The sequence below is a fragment of the Rhodococcus sp. AG1013 genome (genome assembly GCF_003350365.1).
In the GTDB taxonomy this organism is placed as follows: Bacteria; Actinomycetota; Actinomycetes; order Mycobacteriales; family Mycobacteriaceae; genus Prescottella.
Genome location: NZ_QQAT01000007.1, coordinates 89,099 through 109,356 on the forward strand (window position 1 = coordinate 89,099; position 20,258 = coordinate 109,356).

Annotated in this window: 14 protein-coding genes and 3 pseudogenes; 9 read left to right on the forward strand and 8 right to left on the reverse strand. The window is 66.8% G+C overall.

Annotated features, from left to right (window positions below):
* The first annotated feature begins 59 nt into the window (after positions 1 to 59).
* The 4 genes and pseudogenes from DEU38_RS11375 to DEU38_RS11390 all read left to right on the forward strand — a co-directional run bounded on the left by DEU38_RS11375 (position 60) and on the right by DEU38_RS11390 (position 3,159).
* Positions 60 to 983, forward strand: coding sequence for a hypothetical protein (locus tag DEU38_RS11375; protein ID WP_114721177.1), 924 nt, complete (start codon positions 60 to 62; stop codon positions 981 to 983).
* A 9-nt stretch (positions 984 to 992) separates the two neighbouring features.
* Positions 993 to 1,542 (forward strand): annotated as a pseudogene (shbA, locus tag DEU38_RS11380) (RNA polymerase sigma factor ShbA).
* 320 nt (positions 1,543 to 1,862) lie between these two features.
* Positions 1,863 to 2,408 carry a hypothetical protein gene (locus tag DEU38_RS11385; protein ID WP_114721179.1) on the forward strand — a complete coding sequence of 182 codons (546 nt, stop codon included), beginning with the start codon at positions 1,863 to 1,865 and terminating at the stop codon, positions 2,406 to 2,408.
* Between the two features lie 295 nt (positions 2,409 to 2,703).
* On the forward strand, positions 2,704 to 3,159 hold the full coding sequence (locus DEU38_RS11390) for a DUF6069 family protein (protein WP_114721393.1): 456 nt from the start codon (positions 2,704 to 2,706) through the stop codon (positions 3,157 to 3,159).
* Between the two features lie 4 nt (positions 3,160 to 3,163).
* Here the strand turns inward: DEU38_RS11390 and DEU38_RS11395 are convergent, their stop codons facing one another.
* Complete coding sequence (locus DEU38_RS11395) at positions 3,164 to 4,684, reverse strand: acyl-CoA carboxylase subunit beta (RefSeq protein ID WP_114721395.1); 1,521 nt, start codon at positions 4,682 to 4,684, stop codon at positions 3,164 to 3,166.
* Positions 4,685 to 4,845: 161 nt separating this feature from the next.
* On the opposite strand from DEU38_RS11395, the gene DEU38_RS11400 reads away from it, so the two are divergent.
* Entirely contained in the window at positions 4,846 to 5,187 is a 342-nt protein-coding gene (locus DEU38_RS11400; RefSeq protein ID WP_114721181.1) for an Imm51 family immunity protein, read from the forward strand.
* A 69-nt stretch (positions 5,188 to 5,256) separates the two neighbouring features.
* Here the strand turns inward: DEU38_RS11400 and DEU38_RS11405 are convergent, their stop codons facing one another.
* A complete protein-coding gene (locus DEU38_RS11405) occupies positions 5,257 to 6,291 on the reverse strand; it encodes an aspartate-semialdehyde dehydrogenase (protein WP_114721183.1) in 1,035 nt (344 codons plus the stop codon).
* Between the two features lie 6 nt (positions 6,292 to 6,297).
* Positions 6,298 to 7,563, reverse strand: coding sequence for an aspartate kinase (locus DEU38_RS11410; RefSeq protein WP_114721185.1), 1,266 nt, complete (start codon positions 7,561 to 7,563; stop codon positions 6,298 to 6,300).
* Positions 7,564 to 7,699: 136 nt separating this feature from the next.
* Here DEU38_RS11410 and DEU38_RS11415 point away from each other — a divergent pair, with 136 nt between their 5' ends.
* The 3 genes from DEU38_RS11415 to DEU38_RS11425 all read left to right on the forward strand — a co-directional run bounded on the left by DEU38_RS11415 (position 7,700) and on the right by DEU38_RS11425 (position 10,053).
* The gene (locus tag DEU38_RS11415; RefSeq protein WP_258557816.1) at positions 7,700 to 8,899 is read left to right on the forward strand and encodes a low temperature requirement protein A; all 1,200 of its coding nucleotides are present in this window, start codon (positions 7,700 to 7,702) and stop codon (positions 8,897 to 8,899) included.
* A 126-nt stretch (positions 8,900 to 9,025) separates the two neighbouring features.
* The gene (locus DEU38_RS11420) at positions 9,026 to 9,352 is read left to right on the forward strand and encodes a putative quinol monooxygenase (RefSeq protein WP_114721189.1); all 327 of its coding nucleotides are present in this window, start codon (positions 9,026 to 9,028) and stop codon (positions 9,350 to 9,352) included.
* A gap of 95 nt (positions 9,353 to 9,447) precedes the next feature.
* On the forward strand, positions 9,448 to 10,053 hold the full coding sequence (locus tag DEU38_RS11425; protein WP_258557817.1) for a LamG domain-containing protein: 606 nt from the start codon (positions 9,448 to 9,450) through the stop codon (positions 10,051 to 10,053).
* Positions 10,054 to 10,057: 4 nt separating this feature from the next.
* Here DEU38_RS11425 and DEU38_RS11430 read toward each other — a convergent pair whose 3' ends face one another.
* The 5 genes and pseudogenes from DEU38_RS11430 to DEU38_RS11450 all read right to left on the reverse strand — a co-directional run bounded on the left by DEU38_RS11430 (position 10,058) and on the right by DEU38_RS11450 (position 17,920).
* Complete coding sequence (locus DEU38_RS11430; RefSeq protein ID WP_258557818.1) at positions 10,058 to 10,639, reverse strand: hypothetical protein; 582 nt, start codon at positions 10,637 to 10,639, stop codon at positions 10,058 to 10,060.
* A 9-nt stretch (positions 10,640 to 10,648) separates the two neighbouring features.
* On the reverse strand, positions 10,649 to 12,295 hold the full coding sequence (locus DEU38_RS11435; protein WP_258557837.1) for a SulP family inorganic anion transporter: 1,647 nt from the start codon (positions 12,293 to 12,295) through the stop codon (positions 10,649 to 10,651).
* 19 nt (positions 12,296 to 12,314) lie between these two features.
* Positions 12,315 to 13,703: a DUF1254 domain-containing protein gene (locus DEU38_RS11440; protein WP_114721192.1), complete on the reverse strand. Its 1,389-nt coding sequence runs from the start codon at positions 13,701 to 13,703 to the stop codon at positions 12,315 to 12,317.
* 34 nt (positions 13,704 to 13,737) lie between these two features.
* On the reverse strand, positions 13,738 to 16,101 hold the full coding sequence (locus tag DEU38_RS11445; protein WP_114721194.1) for an arylsulfatase: 2,364 nt from the start codon (positions 16,099 to 16,101) through the stop codon (positions 13,738 to 13,740).
* Positions 16,102 to 16,203: 102 nt separating this feature from the next.
* Positions 16,204 to 17,920: pseudogene (locus tag DEU38_RS11450) on the reverse strand (SulP family inorganic anion transporter).
* A 109-nt stretch (positions 17,921 to 18,029) separates the two neighbouring features.
* Between DEU38_RS11450 and DEU38_RS11455 the strand changes: the two are divergent.
* Positions 18,030 to 20,213: pseudogene (locus DEU38_RS11455) on the forward strand (arylsulfatase).
* Positions 20,214 to 20,258: the final 45 nt, after the last annotated feature.

The following is a 20,258-nucleotide window of genomic DNA, read 5'->3' on the forward strand; positions in this document are numbered from 1 at the left end:
GCTGTCGGAATCATCGAGACCGGCACGGCCGGCTTCTCATCGGGCATGAGCGGGGTGCTGTGAAGTCGTCGAAGTTCAATGTGGCGCTGGCCAAGGAAGCCCTCGCGGCCCGCTCGCAAACGGCGCAGGGCTGGCTGCGCGGCACCGCGCCCGGCCGTACGGTGCAACGCGTCTTGTCGGGGCTCGTCGACATCGAGTTGGTCGACCGCTCGATGACCCTGGCGGCACAGTCGTTCACGTCGGTACTGCCGGTCGTCATCGCGGCATCGACGATCGGCAGCCACGACAACTTCACCAAGGGATTCTTCGACCAGTTCGGTGTCGATATGGACGCCGTCGACTTCTCCCCGGACAGCCTCTCCATCGATGATCCGTCGTTCGCCGCGTTCGGGATCGTCGGGCTGCTCATGGTGATACTCAGCGGCACGTCCTTCGCCCGCGTGCTGGGCCGGTTGTACGGGCGGGTGTGGCACGTCCCGACACTCCGCCTCGCGAGTTGGTGGCGGTGGGTGGCCGTGCTGCTGTCGGTGGCGGCGTCCGCCGCACTGGTCGGCGGGACCCGGATACTGCGGGACCTCGCGTACGTCGGCGGTCCGCTCGCACTGGCGGCACAGTTCGCGGTCTGGATGGGATTGTGGACCCTGGTGCCGCACCTGCTCACCGAGCGTCGCCTGTCGGCCCGGGTGCTGTGGTCGACCGGGGCGATCACCGCGGTGGGCCTCACGGCGCTGCGGATCGTCGGTAACGTCGCTCTCCCACGGATCGTCGCGTCGGCGGAGACCAAGTTCGGCGACCTGGGGCTGGTGTTCACGGCGATCGGCTGGATGTTCGTCGCGTGCGGCATCATCGTCGGTGCGACCGTGGTCACCAAGGCACTCGCGCTGGACGAGGGACCGATCGGACGGTTCCTGCGGGGACCCGCGGAAGAACTCCCAGGAAGTTCACCGGTTGTCGAGAGCAAGGCCCCAGTCGGCACCAGTTAGCTGTGCAGGGTGAGTACCCGGTACGCCTCGACCCCCACCGACCTGAACGACGTCGCGGTCGCCGCCGCTCTCGGAGACCGCGCGGCGATGTCCGCCGTCCTGGTGCGCATCCGCCCGATGGTGCTGAGTTTCTGCCGGTCGCGGATGCAGGGGATGCGCTACCCGTCCGCCGAGGACATCACCCAGGAAGTGTGCATCGCGGTGCTCTGGGCCCTGCCTCGTTACGAGAATCGCGGACGGTTCATCGCCTTCGTCTACGGCGTCGCCTCGCACAAGGTGGTGGACGCGGTGCGCGCGGTGGGGCAGGGACCGGAGCGTCCCGGTCGAGACCGTCCCCGACGTCCCGACGCGGGACGACGGACCGGAGGAGCACGCACTGCGCTCGGAGCAATTGCAGCGCACCGAACAAATGCTCGACGTGTTGAGCGCACAGCAGCGGACGATTCTGCACCTGAGGATCATCGACGGCCGTACGGCCACCGACACCGCGGACGCACTCGGCATGACACCGGGCGCCGTTCGGGTCGCGCAGCATCGCGCGCTCACCCGACTCCGCTAGGAATTCGCGACGGACTCTCGAAACACCAAGAGTCGCAACGCCTGATCCACACCGGGAGCGATACCGTTATCGTATCGTTATCTATTGCGGGGCGTCGTGGATCGACGCTGCTCATCGGCGAATCGGGAAACCGTCACATCACTGCGACACCGGCACGGACGCCGCCGATGTCGCATTTGCCCGACCCTTCTGTTGCAGCCCCGGCGCCGAGCCCCGATGGTGGAGTGGTGATCTTGGTTTCGAGATCCCGACACGGAGATCCCGCCGCGATCCCGACACCCCGATCATGCCCAGCGTCCCACCTTCGGAAGGGGTTCTACATGCAGTTGCGTAACCGGAAAGTGTTCTCCCGCACGGTCGGCGGCGCCGCGATCGTCGCCGCCTCGGCGCTTGCGGTACCCGCCCTCGCATCCGCCGAACCGGTCGAGCTCACCGGCCCGACGGTCACGACGAACGTGGAAGCGAACACACTGAACGTCACGCTGAAGAACACCAACAGCGAGCCCACCAGCACGTGCGGCGCCTTCGCCCTCGAGTCATCCAAACTGGCCGAACTCGAGGCAGATCCCGGCAAGATCGACGACCCGGGATTCCTGTCGTGGCGCACCGACATCGCCCAGCGCGTCGGCCCCGGCGACGAGGACACCTTCAGCGCGGAGCTCACTGACGGCCTCTACGCCGTTGTGGGCGAATGCGTTTCGCCGAACAGTGAGGAGCCGGCGGTGAGCCGGCCGCAGATCGTGTCCGTCCCGGACGGCGGACTGCTCGGCAGCGTCGATCTCGGCAGTCTCGAGGATGGAATGCTCGACGGCATCGCCGAATTCGTCCAGGGCCTTCTCAGCGGGTCGGCCATGCCGGCGGCCTGACCGCCCGCCCGTCATGCACCGGCGTCGGCACCCGTCGGGGGGTGCCGGCGCCGGTGACCGGTGCTCGCCGACGTGGCGGACCACAGGAGCACGATCTGCGCGTCGATGTCGGCGATGCGGTCCGCGAACGTGGAACCACTATCGCGTCCAGCGAATCGTGACACGTCCACATCGGGAGCGGCACAGACACCCGGCGTCCGATGTTTCACCCGCCACGGGTGACGGCGTCGGGATGGTCGCCGACCTACGTTGTCCACAGGACGGTTCCCCGACCGGCGACCGGAAGGAACACTCGATGACCGCATACCCGCCCGGCCCTCCGCCGGCACCCACTCTCGATGCGAAGCGTCTGTGGGCCGGCGGGGCCGCCACCGCGATCGTCGCGGCCCTCGCCGCAGTGGTGGGGCTCCTGCTCGTCCGCGGCCTGCTCGACATCCCGGTGATCACCCCCGCCACCGCCTTCGGCGATTCGCAGGTCACCACGCTCGCCGGGTACGCAGCTGTCGCGGCGCTGCTGGCGACGGCGCTGCTGCACCTGCTGATGATCTCCACACCACGCGCACCGACGTTCTTCGGATGGATCTGCATGCTCGCGACGATCGCGGTCGCGTTGTGGCCGTTCACCGTCTACGCCACCACCGAGTCCAAGATCGGCAGCTCACTGATCTACCTCGTGGTCGGGATCGCCATCGTGACGCTACTGTCCGGCGTGGCGGCTACCGCACGTACGACGGCACCAACGCACCCGTGAGCCGTTAGCGCAGGTAGCCGTGGTGCGCGACGGGTTCGATCCCGCTTCCGTCGCGGGTGGATGTCCGCAGGCCGCGGATCAGGATGTTGCGGAGTTCGCGTGGGTCGATGACGTCGTCGTAGAACAGCGTCTGCGCCAGCGCCCACGGTCCGGAGGCCTCGTTCTCGACCAGCGCGCGCCGGGTCTCGTCGTCCTCCTTCGCCGTCCGGCCCCCGACGTCGGCGGGGATGCCGCCGAGGGTGACGGCGGGAAACGCGAGCGTCATGGACTGGTCGTCGTACGGATTCATCCCCATCACCGAACTGCCGAACCCGAACGCCTTGCGGACGGTGATGTGGAACTTGGGGGTCCGCAACCGGTGCTGCGCGGCGAACATCCGGGCGCTGGCCTTGAGGATGCCCGCCTTCTCGGACGCACTGCCCGCCATCACCCCCGGATTGTCCGCGAGGAACACCACCGGCAGGTGGAACGCCCCCACCAGCTGCAGGAAGCCCGCGGCCTTGTCGGCGGCCTCGACCGTCACCGAACCCGCCATCACACTCGGCTGATTCGCGACGACCGCGACCGAGTGCCCGCCGATGCGCGCGAGCGCCGTGATGATCGATTTCCCGTAGGTGGGCTGGATCTCGGTGACCGTGCCGGCGTCGGCCAGTCGGTCGATGACGGCACGCATGTCGTAGGGGCGCTTCTGGTTCACCGGGACCAGGTCCAGCAGTTCCGGTAGCGCCCGCTCCCCCACGTCGTGGTTGCCGCCCTCGGGACCCACCCACGGCGGCCGCTGCCACGCGCTGCTCGGAAAGTACGACAGGTACCGGCCGGCGAGAGCGAGCGCGGCCTCGTCGGAGTCGGCGAGATTGTGGGCGACACCGGAGGCGTCGATCGCGACCTGCGGCCCGCCGAGTGCTTGTTTGTCGATCTGCTCGCCGGTGGACGCCGCCACCAACGGCGGCCCGGCCGTGAACAGCGCGCCGTGCCCGGCGATCATGATCACGAAGTCGGACAGCGGCGCGGCGAGGGCCCCGTGACCGGCCGACGGTCCCGTCACGATCGCGACCGTCGGCACCAGCCCGGAGAGCTCCGCAATGGCCTGCAGGTCGTTGGGTGCGGGTCGGTTCCGCTCGAGCGCGTTGGTCGCGCGATGCCCCGCGCCCTCGAGCATCATCACCAGCGGGACCCGGTTGCGCAGTGCCAGTTGGGCTGCGCGCGTCCGCTTGGAGGCGGCCGCGGTGCCGATGGACCCGCCGGCGACGGTGAAGTCCTCGGCGCCGACCATGATCGGACGTCCGTCGACCAGACCCGATCCGGCGACGAACGCGTCGGAGGGAATGCCGTCGCCCGCGAGCAGGCCGAGTTCGTCGAACGACTGCGGGTCCAGCAGGTACTCGATCCGGGCGCGCGCATCGAGTCGTCCCGTCGCCCGGTAGCGGGTGACCTTCTCGCTGCCGCCCATCGCCCGCGCCGCCGACTTACGGTCAGCCAGACGTTCCAGGAGCGGCGCCCAGTCCCGACTGTTCCCAGCGTCCATCGTCGATACCCTCTCGATCCCGCGCGTGAGCCGGACCACCATCGGCCACCGTCGAGGCCAACCTACGTCGAATTACACTCGGCGGCATCAGGACTCGCCGACCGAAGCGATCCGGCGGCCGACGAGACACACCTGTCGGTCGGTTCTGCTTCAATGCACCCATGACATCACCTTCGATCGAGCCACTGCAGCTTTTCGAGACGTCACCGGGTAACTGGTCGCTGATGCTGACGGACCAGCATTTCGGCAAGGTGGCCGCGATCTTCGAGCAGGTGGAGGGTTTCGACGGTTCCGGATACGACTGGGCCTCGGTGGCCCACGCGGTGGTGGGGCGCGACGCACCCCACCTGGAAGAACGCTTCCGCACCGATCCCGAGGCCGGAATGTTCGTCGCGTACGGTCCCGACCACGAGGCTCTCGCCGAGCTCGGCGCACTGCTGGCCAAGGCGTACTCGGATTCCGAATATCTCGGCGGGCTGGTCGCCATTTCCGAACTCGACTGACGAAGACCCCGAAACAGAAGATGCCCTGTACCGCGATCGGTACAGGGCATCTTCGGATCAGATGTGTCCCTAGCGGACCAGCAGCTCGGCGATCTGGATCGTGTTGAGCGCCGCGCCCTTCCGCAGGTTGTCGCCCGAGACGAACAGCGCCAGACCGCGGCCCTCGGGGGCACCCGGATCCTGGCGGATCCGGCCGACGAGGGAGACGTCACCGCCGGCAGCAGCCAGCGGGTTCGGCACGTCCACCAGCTCGACGCCGGGGGCGGCGGCCAGCAGTTCCTGGGCGCGCTCCACCGACAGCGGACGCTCGAACTCGGCGTTGATCGCGAGCGAGTGACCGGTGACGACCGGCACGCGCACGCACGTACCCGACACCAGCAGGTCCGGCAGGCCGAGGATCTTGCGGCTCTCGTTGCGGAGCTTCTGGTCCTCGTCGGTCTCGCCGCTGCCGTCGTCGACGAGCGCGCCGGCGAGGGGCACCACGTTGAACGCGATGGGCGCAACGTACTTGTCGGGGGCCGGGAAGTCGACGGCCGAGCCGGAGTGCACCAGCTTCTCGGCGTCGTCGGCGACAGCGCGGACCTGGCCGACGAGCTCCTCGACACCGGCGATGCCGCTGCCGGAGACCGCCTGGTAGCTGCTGACGATCAGGCGCTGCAGGCCCGCCTCGTCGTGCAGCACCTTGAGGACCGGCATCGCGGCCATCGTGGTGCAGTTCGGGTTGGCGATGATGCCCTTCGGCGGGTTCTTGGTCTCCTCCGGGTTGACCTCGCTGACCACGAGGGGAACCTCGGGGTCCTTGCGCCACGCCGACGAGTTGTCGACGACGATCGCACCGGCCGCGGCGAACCGCGGGGCCTGCGCACGCGAGAGCGTGGCACCGGCCGAGAACAGCGCGATGTCGATGCCCTTCAGGTCCTCGTCGGAGGTCGCGGATGCGTCCTCGACCACGACGTCCTCACCGCGGAACGGCAGCGTCTTGCCGGCCGAGCGCGCGGACGCGAAGAAGCGGACCTTGTCGGCGGGGAAGTTGCGCTCCTCGAGCAGGGTGCGCATGACGATGCCGACCTGGCCGGTGGCACCGACGACAGCGATGGTGGTCATCTCGAATTACCGTCCCGTTCCTGCGTGTACGACGGCCTCTTCCTCGCCGCCGAGTTCGAAAGCTCCGTGGATCGCGCGCACGGCGTCGTCCAGATCGGTGTCCTTGACGAGCACCGAGATGCGGATCTCCGACGTCGAGATCAGGTCGATGTTGACGTCGGCGTCCGCGAGTGCCTCGCAGAACTTGGCGGTGACGCCCGGGTGGCTCTTCATGCCGGCGCCGACGAGCGACACCTTGCCGATGAGGTCGTCGAACAGGATCTGCGTGAAGCCGATCTCCGACTGCAGCGCCGTCAGCTTCTCGACCGCGCGCGGGCCGTCGGACTTGGGCAGCGTGAACGTGATGTCGGTCTTGCCGGTCTCGACCTTGGAGATGTTCTGCAGCACCATGTCGATGTTGATCTCGGCGTCGGCTACCGCGCGGAAGAGCTTGGCGGCGTGGCCCGGGGTATCGGGCAGGCCGACGACGGTGACCTTGGCTTCGCCGCGGTCGTGGGCAACACCGGTGATCAGGGCTTCTTCCACGGGAATGTCCTCCATCGATCCGGACACGATCGTTCCGGGCTTGGTCGTGTATGACGAGCGGACGTGCACGGGCACGTTGTAGCGGCGGGCGTACTCGACGCAGCGCAGCATGAGCACCTTGGCGCCGCACGCGGCCATCTCCAACATCTCCTCGAAGGAGACGGTGTCGAGGCGCTGCGCGTCGGGCACGATGCGCGGGTCGGCGGTGAAGACACCGTCGACGTCGGTGTAGATCTCGCAGACGTCGGCCTTCAGGGCCGCGGCCAGCGCGACGGCGGTGGTGTCGGAGCCGCCACGGCCGAGCGTGGTGACATCCTTGCTGTCCTGGCTGACGCCCTGGAAGCCGGCGACCAGAACGATCGAGCCCTCGTCGAGTGCAGCGCGGACGCGGCCCGGCGTGACGTCGATGATCTTCGCGTTGCCGTGGCTGCCGGTCGTGATGACGCCGGCCTGCGAGCCGGTGAACGATCGAGCCTGCGCGCCGAGGGAGTGGATCGCCATCGCGACGAGGGCGTTGGAGATGCGCTCGCCCGAGGTGAGCAGCATGTCCATCTCGCGAGCCGGCGGCACCGGGCACACCTGCTGCGCGAGGTCGAGCAGTTCGTCGGTCGTGTCGCCCATCGCCGAGACGACCACGACGACATCATTGCCCGCCTTCTTCGTCTCGACGATCCGTTCAGCGACGCGTCGGATGCGCTCGGCACTCGAGACCGAGGATCCCCCGTACTTCTGGACGACGAGAGCCACGCGTGTGTACCTCCGGGTAGATGGATTGATGCAAGTCCAGCTGTCGAGCTTACCGACGAGCGTCCGATCCGGTGCAGGGCCGTCCCGGCCATCGGTTTCGGGGCACGTCGGCTCCGTCGGTGGAAGCATCGTCGCCGTGGACCTCACTCGACGCCTGAGTACCCGCCCCACCGAGGAACGGGCGTCCGTCTCGCCGCTGGAGCTGTTCTTCGACCTGGTGTTCGTCTTCGCGCTCACCCGGGTGACGGACCTGATGTCGGCAGATCCCAGCGGGATCAACCTTCTGCACGGCGTGCTGGTGATGGCCGTGCTGTGGTGGAGCTGGGTGGGCTACTCGTGGCTCGCGAACCTCGTGCGGGCCGACGAGGGCGTCGTCCGGGTGGTGATGCTCGCGGCGATGTCCGCAGTGTTCATCGTCGCCCTGACGATCCCCGAGGCGTTCGACGACCTACCCGGCGGCCTCGACGGGCCCGTGGTCTTCGCGATCGGCTACTTCGTGGTCCGCGCGCTGCACATCCTGATGTTCCTGGTGATCAGTCGCGAGGATCCGCAGCTACGCGGCCAGGTGATGCGGTTCGTGCCGTCGATGCTCGCAGGCACCACCTTCCTGCTGATCGCGTCGCAGCTGACCGGGCCGTGGCAGACGGTCATGTGGTTCCTCGCCCTCGCCGGCGACTACCTCGGCACCCTGATCGGCGGCACCGGCTGGCGGCTGCGATCGGTCAGCCACTTCGCTGAACGGCACGGGCTGATCGTCATCGTCGCGCTGGGCGAGTCCATCGTCTCGATCGGGATCGGTGTCGCAAGCCTGCCGATCACGTGGGCGATCATCGTCGCGTCTCTCCTCGGCCTGGCGGTGTCGTCGCTGCTGTGGTGGGCATACTTCGACGTCACCTCGCTCATAGTGGAGCACGCGTTCGAGGAATCCGACGGGCGCCGACGCATCCTCATCGCCCAGGGCTGCTACAGCTATGCGCACCTGCCGATGGTGATCGGCATCGTGATGCTCTCGCTGGGGTTGAAGAAGATCCTCTACTACGTGGGCGACGGCAACCATCACCGGTTGACGGACCCGCTGACCGGGTGGCCACTCGTGGCGCTGTTCGGTGGTGCCGCGCTGTACGTCGCGGCGTTGGTGTTCTTCAAGAAGTACGGAGCCGGGCTGCTGAGTGTGCCCCGGATCGTGACGGTGATCGTCTTGCTCGGCCTCATCCCCGTCGTGTGGCACCTGCCGGCCCTCGCGACGCTGGGCGTACTCACCGCGGTCCTGCTCGCGCTCATCACATTCGAGTTCTTCCGGTTCGCCGAGCCACGCCGGGAATTGCGTTCGCACTGAACGCCCTGAACGCCGCGTTCGACGTTGCGGCATTGATTGCGACGCCGCTCACGACCGATACTGACTTCGTGACCGCAGGCGTGGGCCGCGTGTCCGTCATCCGTTGACGAGAAGACGGGAGTCATCGTGATCTTCATCGTGGTGAAGTTCGAAGTCCTCGACGAGCACCGGGACAACTGGCTCGAGATCACTCGGGAATTCACCGAGGCGACGCGGGCCGAACCGGGAAATCTCTGGTTCGAATGGACCCGCAGCGTGGACAGTCCCACTCAGTTCGTCCTGATCGAGGCGTTCCGCGACGGACAGGCCGGCGCCGACCACGTCGGTTCCGCGCATTTCAGGAACGGCTTGGATGCGATGCGTCCGGCACTGCGCGAGACTCCGCGCATCGTCAACACCGAGATTCCCGGCGTCGACTGGTCGCTCATGGGCGAACTCGAGATCGAACAGTAGATCCCGATCTGGCCGCCAGGCGACGGGCTTCGGGCGATGGAATCTACGCCACAGTCGCGCTGTCAGGGCCGCTCGACGATCGCGCTGCGGAACGAATGAACCCGGCCATCGCCGGCCGGCCGACCCTGGTCCAGGGTGACAAGCTGCGGCTGTTCGAGGGGGTGACCCGGTTGAACGAAAACGTCGCGATCAACATCAAGAACCGGAGCTTTTCACTGACCGCACAGGTTCAGGTGCCTGAGACCGGCGCCGACGGTGTCATCGTCACGCAGGGCGGACGAACCGGCGGGTGGTGTCTGTTCACCGAGGGCGGGAAACTCGGGTATCACTACAACTACTGCGGACTGCAGCGCACCACCGCATTGTCCGACGATTCGCTCACGCCGGGACAGCATCAGGTCCGCGTCGAGTTCACCTACGACGGGGACGGAATCGGCAAGGGCGGCACGGCAACGCTGTACATCGACGGGGACGAATCCGGTAGCGCTCGGGTGCCGCGCACGCACCCGCTCTACTTCTCGTTCGACGAGGGACTCGACGTCGGAGTCGACACCGGGATGCCGGTATACGAGGGCTACAAGTCACCGCGCGGCAAGTTCACCGGCCGAATCGACTGGGCCGACATCGAACTCGGCGACGACGACCACAGCCACCTCATCGATCCCGATGATGCGCTCGCGGCAGTGCTCAAGCACCAGTAGCCCGTCACCGCGGTATCGGGCAGAGTTCCCGGGCGGCCAGGTCCCAGAACGGAAAGAGCTGGGGGCTGGTCGCTTCGGGGTGCTCGACGTGCGCGACGTCGAGAAACTCGAGGTAGGTCCGCCCCGGCGCCCTCGCGATCTCGCACGCCTGCAACCCCAGCTTCGCCGACGCCGGGAAGCCGATCTCTCGGCCGTACGGCCCCAGGGTGGGCGCGTCCCCGAACACGTCCAGATTCCGCCCCCACTGGTTGAACGAGGTTTGCAGGTTGAAGTCGCACGATCCGAAGAGACCTTCGCACGTGGTCGGCTGTCCGCCGATCGTGAATGTCTCCTTCACCATCGGACGACTCGTCTCCGTCTGCGGCAAATCGGACACCATCCGGTAGAACGCGAACCCGAATCCGCACAGCGCCGCGACGACGACCACGCCGACCAGGACCCGTGTCACCACGACCGCACTCCCGGCCGGACCCGCATCACCGATGATCGGAACGACATACTGCGGACGGTAGATATCCGAGCGGCCGGTGTAGCGGCGTTCGGGCCGAATGGTTGTGACATCGACACCGAACAACCCGGGCGTCACGCGCCCCGGTCAATCGCTCAACGTGCGGGCGGCCGCCTCGACCGTATCGAACATCCGACCCTGCGACTCGTAGTCGCGACCGAGGACGGTTCGGCGGACGGTCGCCAGGTTCTGCGGCGGCACTGCCGCGAAGTAGACGGTCACTCCGGCGTCGGACAGTTCCCGGGTGAGATCGACGAAGTTCTTCATAACCGTCGTCGTGACCTGGTACAGCCGCGAACAGTCCAGCACGACCGCACGCGGCGCGGTGGCCGCGGTGGTGACCCGCCTACTGATCTCGCGCGTATTGGCGCGCACGTTCGCGGTGTAGAGCCCCAGATCTATCCGGAGCACCAGCGGATCCGACGCGATCGGTGGCCCGTCCGGATCGACCGCGGTCCAGATGCCGTCCAGATCCCTCACCAACTGCGAAATGTGGGGACGGTTGAGCTCGCGCAAAACGAGATACAGCGTCATGACAACGCCCACGAGCACCGCCGGCAGCAGTCCCGCGGTCAGACCGATCACCGCAGTCACCGCGGCCACCCAGAACTCGATGCGGCTGACCCGCCAGAAGCGCACGAACGAACCCGGATCCACCAGGCCCAGCGTCGCGACCACCACCATCGCGCCGAGAGTCGCCTGCGGGAGATCGCTGAGCACGGGTGCCAGGAACAGTGCGACGAGGACGGCCAGAACCGCGGTGACGATGCCGCTCAGCTGGGATCGTGCGCCGGAACGCAGCGCGACCGCGGTCTGCGAGAACCCGCCCGCCGGCGGCAGGGTGTGGAAGAAGGCGCCCGCTACCGACGCGGCACCGTTGGCGAGAAGCTCACGGTCGCTGTCGATCTGTGGCTCGTCCGCCCGGCGGACACCGCGCGCCACCGCCACCGTCTCCAGGAACGCCATCACCGAGATCGCCAGTGCCCCCGGCAGCAGCGCACCGATGTCGTGCAGGGAAGGAATCCCGGGCAGCGGAATGCCCCGTGGAACCTCCGCGATCACCGCGACCCCGCTGTCACGCAGGCCCGTGAACGCGATCAGTGCAATGCCCACCGCCACCACGACGAGGGGACCGGGCACTCGCGGCGCCACCCGAGCCATTACGAGAAGTGCCGCGATCGACACGACCGACAGCACCACGGTGGCGCCGTTCGCGTCGCCCAGTTGACGTACCACACCCCCGAGCACGTGGAAGAAACCGGTGGCATCCGGGTCACCCGGAACCCCCAGCAGCTTCGGCAACTGGCTCGCGGCCACCGTCAGGCCGACGCCGGCCTTGATCCCGGACAGCGTTGCCTCGCTGATGTTCTCGATGATCGCCCCGAGCTTCAGCACCCGAGCCGCGATCAGGATCACGCCCACCATCAGGGTCAGTGTCATCAGCGCGGTCTGGGCGTCGTCCGATCCGGATGCGATGCCCGCACCGATCAGGGTCGAGGCCGTGAGTGTCGCGATGGTCGACGTCGTGCTCACGCTGGCGGTGCGGGATCCACCGAGCAGCGCGTACACGATCATCGGCACCATGCACGTGTACAGGCCGATCTGCACCGGCATGTCCGCGATGGTCGCGTACGCCATCGCCTGCGGAATCACGACGGCACCGGCACTCAGTCCGGCAACCACGTCGGCGCGAAGCCAACTCCTCCGGTAGCCGGCGAGCGTCGGTGCGAGCACTGCGGTCAACGCGCCTCCACTACAGTCCGGTGATGTCGCCGAGTTTCCAGCTGCGGTCGAAGTACGGCTCGAGCGGGCCGTACAGCCGGAAATAGCAGAACCAGTGACGGTCGGGAATGGTCTGCACCCAGTTGGATTCACGGCTCGGAGGCGCGGTGGGCCCGAAGTACAGGTCGACGGAGCCGTCGTCGCCGACCACCAGGTCCGTGTCCCGCGACCCGCGATCGCCGCGGCCCTGCTCGTTGTCGACCAGGCACCGGGTATCGACGTCGTACACCGTCGCGGACCAGAACAGCTTCGCCGGCACACCGGCCGGAACGTGCAGCGTGTACGCGCGTCCGCCGTCCAGCCAGTTCCCGTCGGCGTCCGAGTACGCGCCCAGGTACGCCTGTCCGAGACCCGACATGGTGCTCTTCATCGCCATGGAGAATGACACGGCCTCGTAGAACCACGACGCGCGTTCGAGCAGTTCGTCGTGGTATCGGCCCCGCTGGGTGGGACTGTCGAGCACGATCGCGGTGTCCCACTTGCGGTCCGGCCAGTACTGCGACCCCGGGAACCGCTTCGCGAACGCATTCGCCCGGGCGAACATCTCGCCGGCGTCGATCGCCCGCTGAAGGATGCTGCTCAGGCGTTCGTCCGGCGCGAACGGTTGTCCCTTCTCGATGCCCAACTGCTTCAACCAGGCCATCGGAAATCGGTCGCGTTCCTCCACCGGTTCGGACTGCAGGACGTCGTGCAACAGTTCCCAGAACCGGAGGTCGCGGGGTTGGATCCCGGACCATTCCCGGCCGTCCGGTGACACCAGCCGGGTCGGGGGCGGATTCTCGCGCTCCGCATACGGGTAGACGCGAACCGCTTCCACGAGCGTCCGGGACCGCTCGTGGTCGGGATCGAGGGTGCGGAAACCGAAGAACACGTGCATCATCGGCGACTGCAGCACCCGGAATCCGTCTCCCGGGGGTGACTGCTGGCCGGGCCCCACCACGAGATACTTCCCGCCCTCTCCCCGGTCGGGACCCATCTCCCCCATCGTCGCGAACTCGCGTTGCCAGAAGTCGGCGCAGCCACCGGCGGTCGGCCCCGGCGGAAGCTCGATCACCATCGGTCCGGTCCGGTTCAGTTCGAAGAAGGTGAGAATGTACGGCGTCGTCGCGTTCGCGGTGATGAGACCCAGCCGATCCTGATACGTCCGGTACACCACGAGATCCGAAGGTGCGGTGCCGAATACGTTCTCGTGCACGCTCTGCCACTGCGCCCACGACACCAACGGCAACGCCCACAGATAGGACTGGGTCGCGAACTGGAAGTCCAGCTCGTCGAACACCTTTCCGACGTCGTCCCGGGCGGGTAGTTCGCCGTCCCGCGCAATGGGCGAACTCTGCAGGTACAACTCGATGTCACTCATTCCGCCGCCTCTCCCTGGATCCGTTGTCGGTGCTCTACTGCTGCATCATCGCGATGTTCATCAGATGCTCCGGGTCGGCCAGGTGCGCGTGGTCGTCGTCGCCGAGATCGATGCGCACCCGGTCGATGGTTCCGGTGAACGCGTTGCCGGTTGCCCCGTAGTCGGGCGACACCGGTGAGGCGAGATCCGCTCCGACATCGACGGTCTCGTCGAAGGTGAACTGGAACGGGATGGTCCGCTCCACGCGGCCCTCGCCGACCTTCTGATCAGCGGCGAAGAGTGAGACCGTGCCGCCCTTGCCGAGTCCCCCGCCGTCGTACGCGAAATGCGCCCGCAGTTCCTGCTTTCCGGGTGCCACCGAAGTGTCCGAACGGACGATGGCCGTGTCGATACCGAGCAGGTTGTAGGCGAAGGCGAGCTTGCCGTCGAGCGCGTAGAACGACCAACCGCCGTAGGCGCCGCCCTGCGCGATGATCACCCCGTTGACGCCGTTGTCCGGCACCTCGGCCGATGCTGTGACCGTGAAGGACTTGTTCTTGATGTTGATGGCCGAGTTCTCGCTCAGGCGCCGCATGCCGCGGTAGAACGTCTGGCTCTGCGCGGTGATCAGCGCCGGCCGCCCCGCGATGTCGGGGTTCATCCGTTCCGCCGAGCGGATGTCCATCGGCAGCACGTTGAACCTTGCGGCCTGGATGAGGAACAGCCGTTGCAGGTGAGCGAGCTTGTCCGGGTACTCGGCGGCCAGGTCATGCGACTGCGTCCAGTCCTCCTCCACGTTGTAGAGCTCCCACACGTCGTCGTCGAGACCGTGGTCCGACGCGACCCAGGGGTCCTTGTGCTTCGCGACCGCCGTCCAGCCCTTGTGGTAGATCGCCCGGTTGCCGAGCATCTCGAAGTACTGCGTCTCGTGCTGCTCGGCCGCGTCGGCGTCGGCGAACGAGTAGTTCATGGCGACGCCCTCGTAGGGGCGCTGGGTGACGCCGTGCACCGTCGTCGGCTCGGGAATCCCCGCGGCCTGCAGGACCGTCGGGGCAACATCGATGGCGTGGGTGAACTGGGTGCGAATCTCTCCGCGCGCCGCAATACCGTTGGGCCAGCTGACGATGGTGCCGTTGCGGGTACCGCCCCAGTGCGAGGCCACCTGCTTGGTCCACTGGTAGGGCGTGTCCATCGCGTGCGCCCAGCCGACCGCGTAGTGGTTGTACGAGCTCGGGGTCCCGATGTCGTCGATGTGCGCGGCGACGTACTCCTCGGTCTCGATCTCGTTCATGTGGTTGATCGTGAAGCCCTCGTTGGTGGTGCCGTGCATCGACCCCTCGGCGGATGCCCCGTTGTCGCCGATGATCACGTAGACGAGGGTGTCGTCGAGCACGTCGAGCTCCTCGAGCGCGTCCAGGAGACGGCCGACGTGGTGGTCTGCGTAGTCGAGGAAGCCCGCGTACACCTCCATCTGACGGACGAGGGCCGGCTTGATGGTCTCGCTCATCTCGTCCCAGGCGGGGATACCGGGGCTGCGCTCGGTGAGCACCGCGTCCTGCGGGATGACGCCGAGCGCCTTCTGCCGTTCGAATGTCTCCTGGCGCAGTACATCCCAGCCCTGGTCGAACTGGCCGCGGTACTTGTCCGCCCACTCCTTGGACACGTGGTGCGGGGCGTGCGTCGCACCGGGCGCGAAGTAGGTGAAGAACGGCTTGTCCGGAGCGAGGGACCTCTGCTGACGCGTCCAGTCGATGGCCTTGTCCGTCATGTCACCCATGAAGTGGTAGCCCTCTTCGGGGGTGCCCCACGGCTCGACCGGCGCGGTGTTCTCGTAGATCGCCGGGTACCACTGGTTGGTCTCGCCGCCGAGGAACCCGTAGAAGTACTCGAACCCGCCACCGGGGTGCGGCCAGTGGTCGAACGGACCCACCGCCGAGGCCTCCCACACCGGCACCTCGTGGCACTTGCCGAACTGGGCGGTGTTGTACCCGTTGAGCTTCAGGGTCTCCGCGAGGGGCGCGCAGTTGTTGGGCCGCAGCGAGTTGTAGCCCGGTGCGCTGGTGGCGATCTCGGTGATGCCACCCATGCCGACGGTGTGGTGGTTGCGACCGGACAGCAGCGCCGCGCGGGTAGGCGAGCACAACGCGGTGGTGTGGAACCGGGTGTACTTGAGGCCCTGCGCGGCCACCCGCTCGAAGTTCGGTGTCTCGATCGGACCACCGAACGCGCTCGAGGCCCCGAACCCCACGTCGTCGATCAGTACGACCAACACGTTCGGCGCGCCCTCGGGAGGCAACAGCCGCCGGATCGGCGGGAACTTCGTGTCCGGATCGGTCGCGTCATAGGTGACGGTGCCGGTGTACGCGAGATCGGGAATCGGAAGCGTCCCTCGCTGAAGATCGTTCGGATCGAAGCTCATCGTGTTGATCCTTTTCCGTATATGTTCGCGCACGTACCGTGACCGTAGGCACCGCGTCACGTCGTCGGCTTCATCCACCGCGGGTGAGTGTCCGCACCTCGTTCAGGCGTCCGCACCGGTCCCGGCCAGGGCGGCGGCGACGGTCGGGTACACGGACACCGACCGGCCCTCCGTCGCAGCCCGGCCGAGTGTGTCCCGGAACTGGCCGATGTCGCGTGCGACGCGAAGATCGATTCCCTTCCGACCGAGCGCATCCCGAAGCTCCATCAACATCTTCGCGGCGGTGACGTCCACGAAGGGCGAGGTCTCGGCGTCCAGCACCACGACACGGGTGCGGTCGGTGCACAGATCCTCGATGCGGGCCTTCACATGGTCACAGTTCGCGAAGAACAGGCCCGCCTCGACCCGCACGACCACAACGTCGTCCCGGGTCGGGATTTCCGAGTGCCGTTCGGCATCCACCCACAGGGTGTCCTGCTTGACGAGTGCAGCCACATGGGGGCGGGACACTCGGTATAGCAGCAGCAGCATCGACACCCCGATTCCGATCACCAGGCCCGGCAGCGTGTCGAACAGCAGCACGCCGGCCATCGCGGCGATCGCCGCGGCGAAGTCGGCCCGCGCCGCATAGCCGTAGATGCTCCCCAGCCGCTCGGTCCACACCCCGTAGAGGCGCCGCAGCGCCGCGAAGTCCACCAACTCGATCACCGCGGCGATCACGACCGCGGCCAGCGTCGCCTCGGGCAGGTTCTCGAACAGTCCGGTCAGGAACAACAGCGTCAAGATCGTCAGCGCGGCCACCATCAACCCACTGACCTGCGACTTGGCACCAGCGCCGCCGTTGACGGCGGTCTTGGACAGGCTGCCGTTGACGACCATCCCCGACGCCAGGCCGGCACCGAGGTTGGCGGCGCCGAGACCCATCAGTTCCCGGTTGGCGTCCACGTCGTAGCCGGCCTTCGCGGCATAAGTCTTGGCAGCGCCGAGCCCCTCCGCGAACCCGATGAGCAGCACCCCTACTGCCGGCCCCAGCAGGTCGATGTAATCGTCGAAACCCACGCCGGACGGCAGTCCCAGCGACGGCAGACCCGAATCGATGTGGCCGACGATCGTCACGCCCTTGCCGGCGAGGCCGAAGACGCCGACCGCGGCGATACCGATCAGAACGGCGAGCAGGGAACCGGGAACCAACGGCAGCCACCGTTTGAAGCCGAGCACCACCGCCAGACTCAGCACACCGACCGCCAGCGTCCGCCAGTCGGTGTCGCCGAGATGCCGGATCACGCCCCACGCCTGCTCGAAGAAGTTGCCGTCGGACTTCTCGACACCGAACAGCTTGGGGACCTGACCGATGATGATGGTGAGCGCCAGGCCGACGATGAAACCCTTGAGCACCGGCTCGGAGATGAAAGACGCGATGAATCCGAGGCGGATCAACCCGGCCAGTAGCCCGACGATTCCCGTCGCGATCGCCAGGACCGTCGACAGGGCGATGTACTTGCCACCGTCGGCACCTGCCAGCGGCGCGATGATCGCTGCCGACAACGCGGCCCGTGGCCGACATCGGCCCGACTATGAGGTGACGCGAACTGCCCGCTGCCGCATACAGGATCAGAGCCGGGACGGCGGCGTACAGACCGACTACCGGGGGAACGCCCGCAATGGTGGCGTACGCGAGGGCTTCCGGCACCAGCACGGCCCACACCGTCAGCCCGGCAACCACGTCCGGGCGGATCCACTCACGTCGGTAGGACTGCAACGAGCCGAAGACGGGCCATGTCCGTTTCGTAGGCGTCACGTCGCCATGCTCCGTCGCCATCACCAGTTCCTCTTCACACACGACGGGTGAAGAGGAAACGCACCGTAACGCCCACTATCTCGACAACGGACCTGTACCGAACCATGACCGCACTGTGCTGGAGGATCTCATGGCCAAGGAGTTCGAGGGCATCATCAATGTCGACATCCGTGATTCCCAACCGGATCGGAGTGCATTCACCGCCGACAAGGCTCCCGAGGGTGCACCCAACGTTCTCGTCGTACTGTTCGACGACACCGGCACCGCCGCCTGGTCGCCGTACGGCGGACGGGTGAGCATGCCGACCCTCGACCGCCTCACTGCCGACGGACTCACCTACAGCCAGTGGCACACCACGGCACTGTGCTCCCCCACCAGGTCCTGCTTCCTGACCGGCCGCAATCACCATCTCAACGGACAGCCGGTGCGTCGAAGAAGGAATGGCCCCTGGCCCAGGGTTTCGACCGGTTCTACGGCTTCATCGGCAGAGAGACCAACAACTGGTACCCGTCCCTGGCCGAGGACAACCACTACATCGAGCAGCCCTACCTGCCCGAGGACGGCTACCACCTGTCGAAGGACCTCGCGGACAAGGCGATGGCCTTCATCCGGGATTCCAAGCAGACGGAGCCGGACAAGCCCTGGTACCTGTGGTTCTGCCCGGGCGCGAACCATGCCCCGCACCACGCGCCGCAGGAGTACATCGACAAGTACAAGGGCATGTTCGACGACGGCTACGAGGCGTACCGGGAATGGGTGCTGCCCCGGATGATCGAGCGTGGCATCGTTCCCGAGGACACCGAACTCACCGAGATCAACCCGATGCCGCCGGGCACGTTCTCCGAGGGTGATGCGGTCCGGCCGTGGGACACACTCAACGGCGACGAGAAGAGACTCTTCAGCCGGATGGCGGAGGTGTTCGCCGGATTCTCCGACTACACCGACGCCCAGGTCGGGCGGATCATCGACTACCTCGAGGAATCGGGCCAGCTCGACAACACTCTCGTGATCTATGCCGCCGACAACGGTGCGTCCGGAGAGGGCAGTCCCAACGGGTCCGTCAACGAGGGGAAGTTCTTCAACGGCTACCCCGACACGATCGCGGACAACCTCCCGGTCATCGACAAGCTTGGCAGCCCCGACACCTACAACCACTATCCGACCGGGTGGGCGGTCGCATTCTCCACGCCTTACCGGATGTTCAAGCGATACACGTACCAGGGCGGCATCTGCGACCCGCTGGTGATCTCGCGGCCGAAGGGCATCGCGGCACGCGGCGAGGTTCGCGACCAGTACCACCACTGCACCGATATCGTTCCGACCATTCGCGAGGCGTGCGGTGTCGCCGTGCCGGACGTCGTGAACGGTGTGAAGCAGAGTCCCCTGTCCGGGGTGTCGATGCGATACTCGTTCGACGACGGGGATGCGCCGACCCGCAAGCGAACGCAGTACTACGAGATGTTCGGCAACCGCGCAATCCGGCACGACGGATGGAAGGCCGTCACCGAACATGGCCCGATGAGCGGCATGAGCAACTTCGACCGGGACAAGTGGCAGCTCTTCCACACCGACCAGGACCGCTCCGAAGCGCGCGACCTGTCGGCAGATCATCCCGAGATGGTGCAGGAGTTGTCCGCGTTGTGGGTGGAGGAGGCGAAGGCCAACAAGGTACTGCCCCTGAACGATCTGCTCGTGGTGGGTAAAGACCTCGAGACCTTCCTGAAGCTCGAGTTCAACGTCCCGGTGCCGCCGAGTGGCCAGTACATCTATTACCCCGACACCAGCGAGATCCCAGAGCGATCGGCGGCGAACACGCACGGCGTGTCGTTCAAGGTCCTCTCCGAGGTACACACCGAGACCGACACCGAGGGGGTGATCTTCGCGCACGGTTCGCGGTTCGGCGGCCACGCGCTGTACATCAAGGACGGCGCGGTCCGGTACGTCTACAACTTCCTCGGCGTGGGAGACGTGCAGGTGGTGGAGGCACCGGCGCCTCAGGCCGGCCACCACATCATCGGGGTCGACTTCCGCAAGGAACGGACGGGTGAACATCACGAGTCCTACGGACCCGCCGCCCTCCACATCGACGGCACGGAGGTCGCGTCCGCGGAGATTCGCACGATGACCGGCCACTTCTCCCTGTGCGGTGAGGGCCTGTGCATCGGCTACGACAGTGGCGATGCCGTGACCAGCGACTACACCGGCCGCTTCGAGTATCGAGGTGGCCGGATCGTCAAGGTGGTCTTCGACGTCGCCGACGAACGCGTATGTCGACGTCGAAAAGCACCTGCAGGCCGCAATGTCCAGAGATTGAGAGACATATCGCGCGAAAGATCGCCTGCCCGCGTTAAGCTTCGGG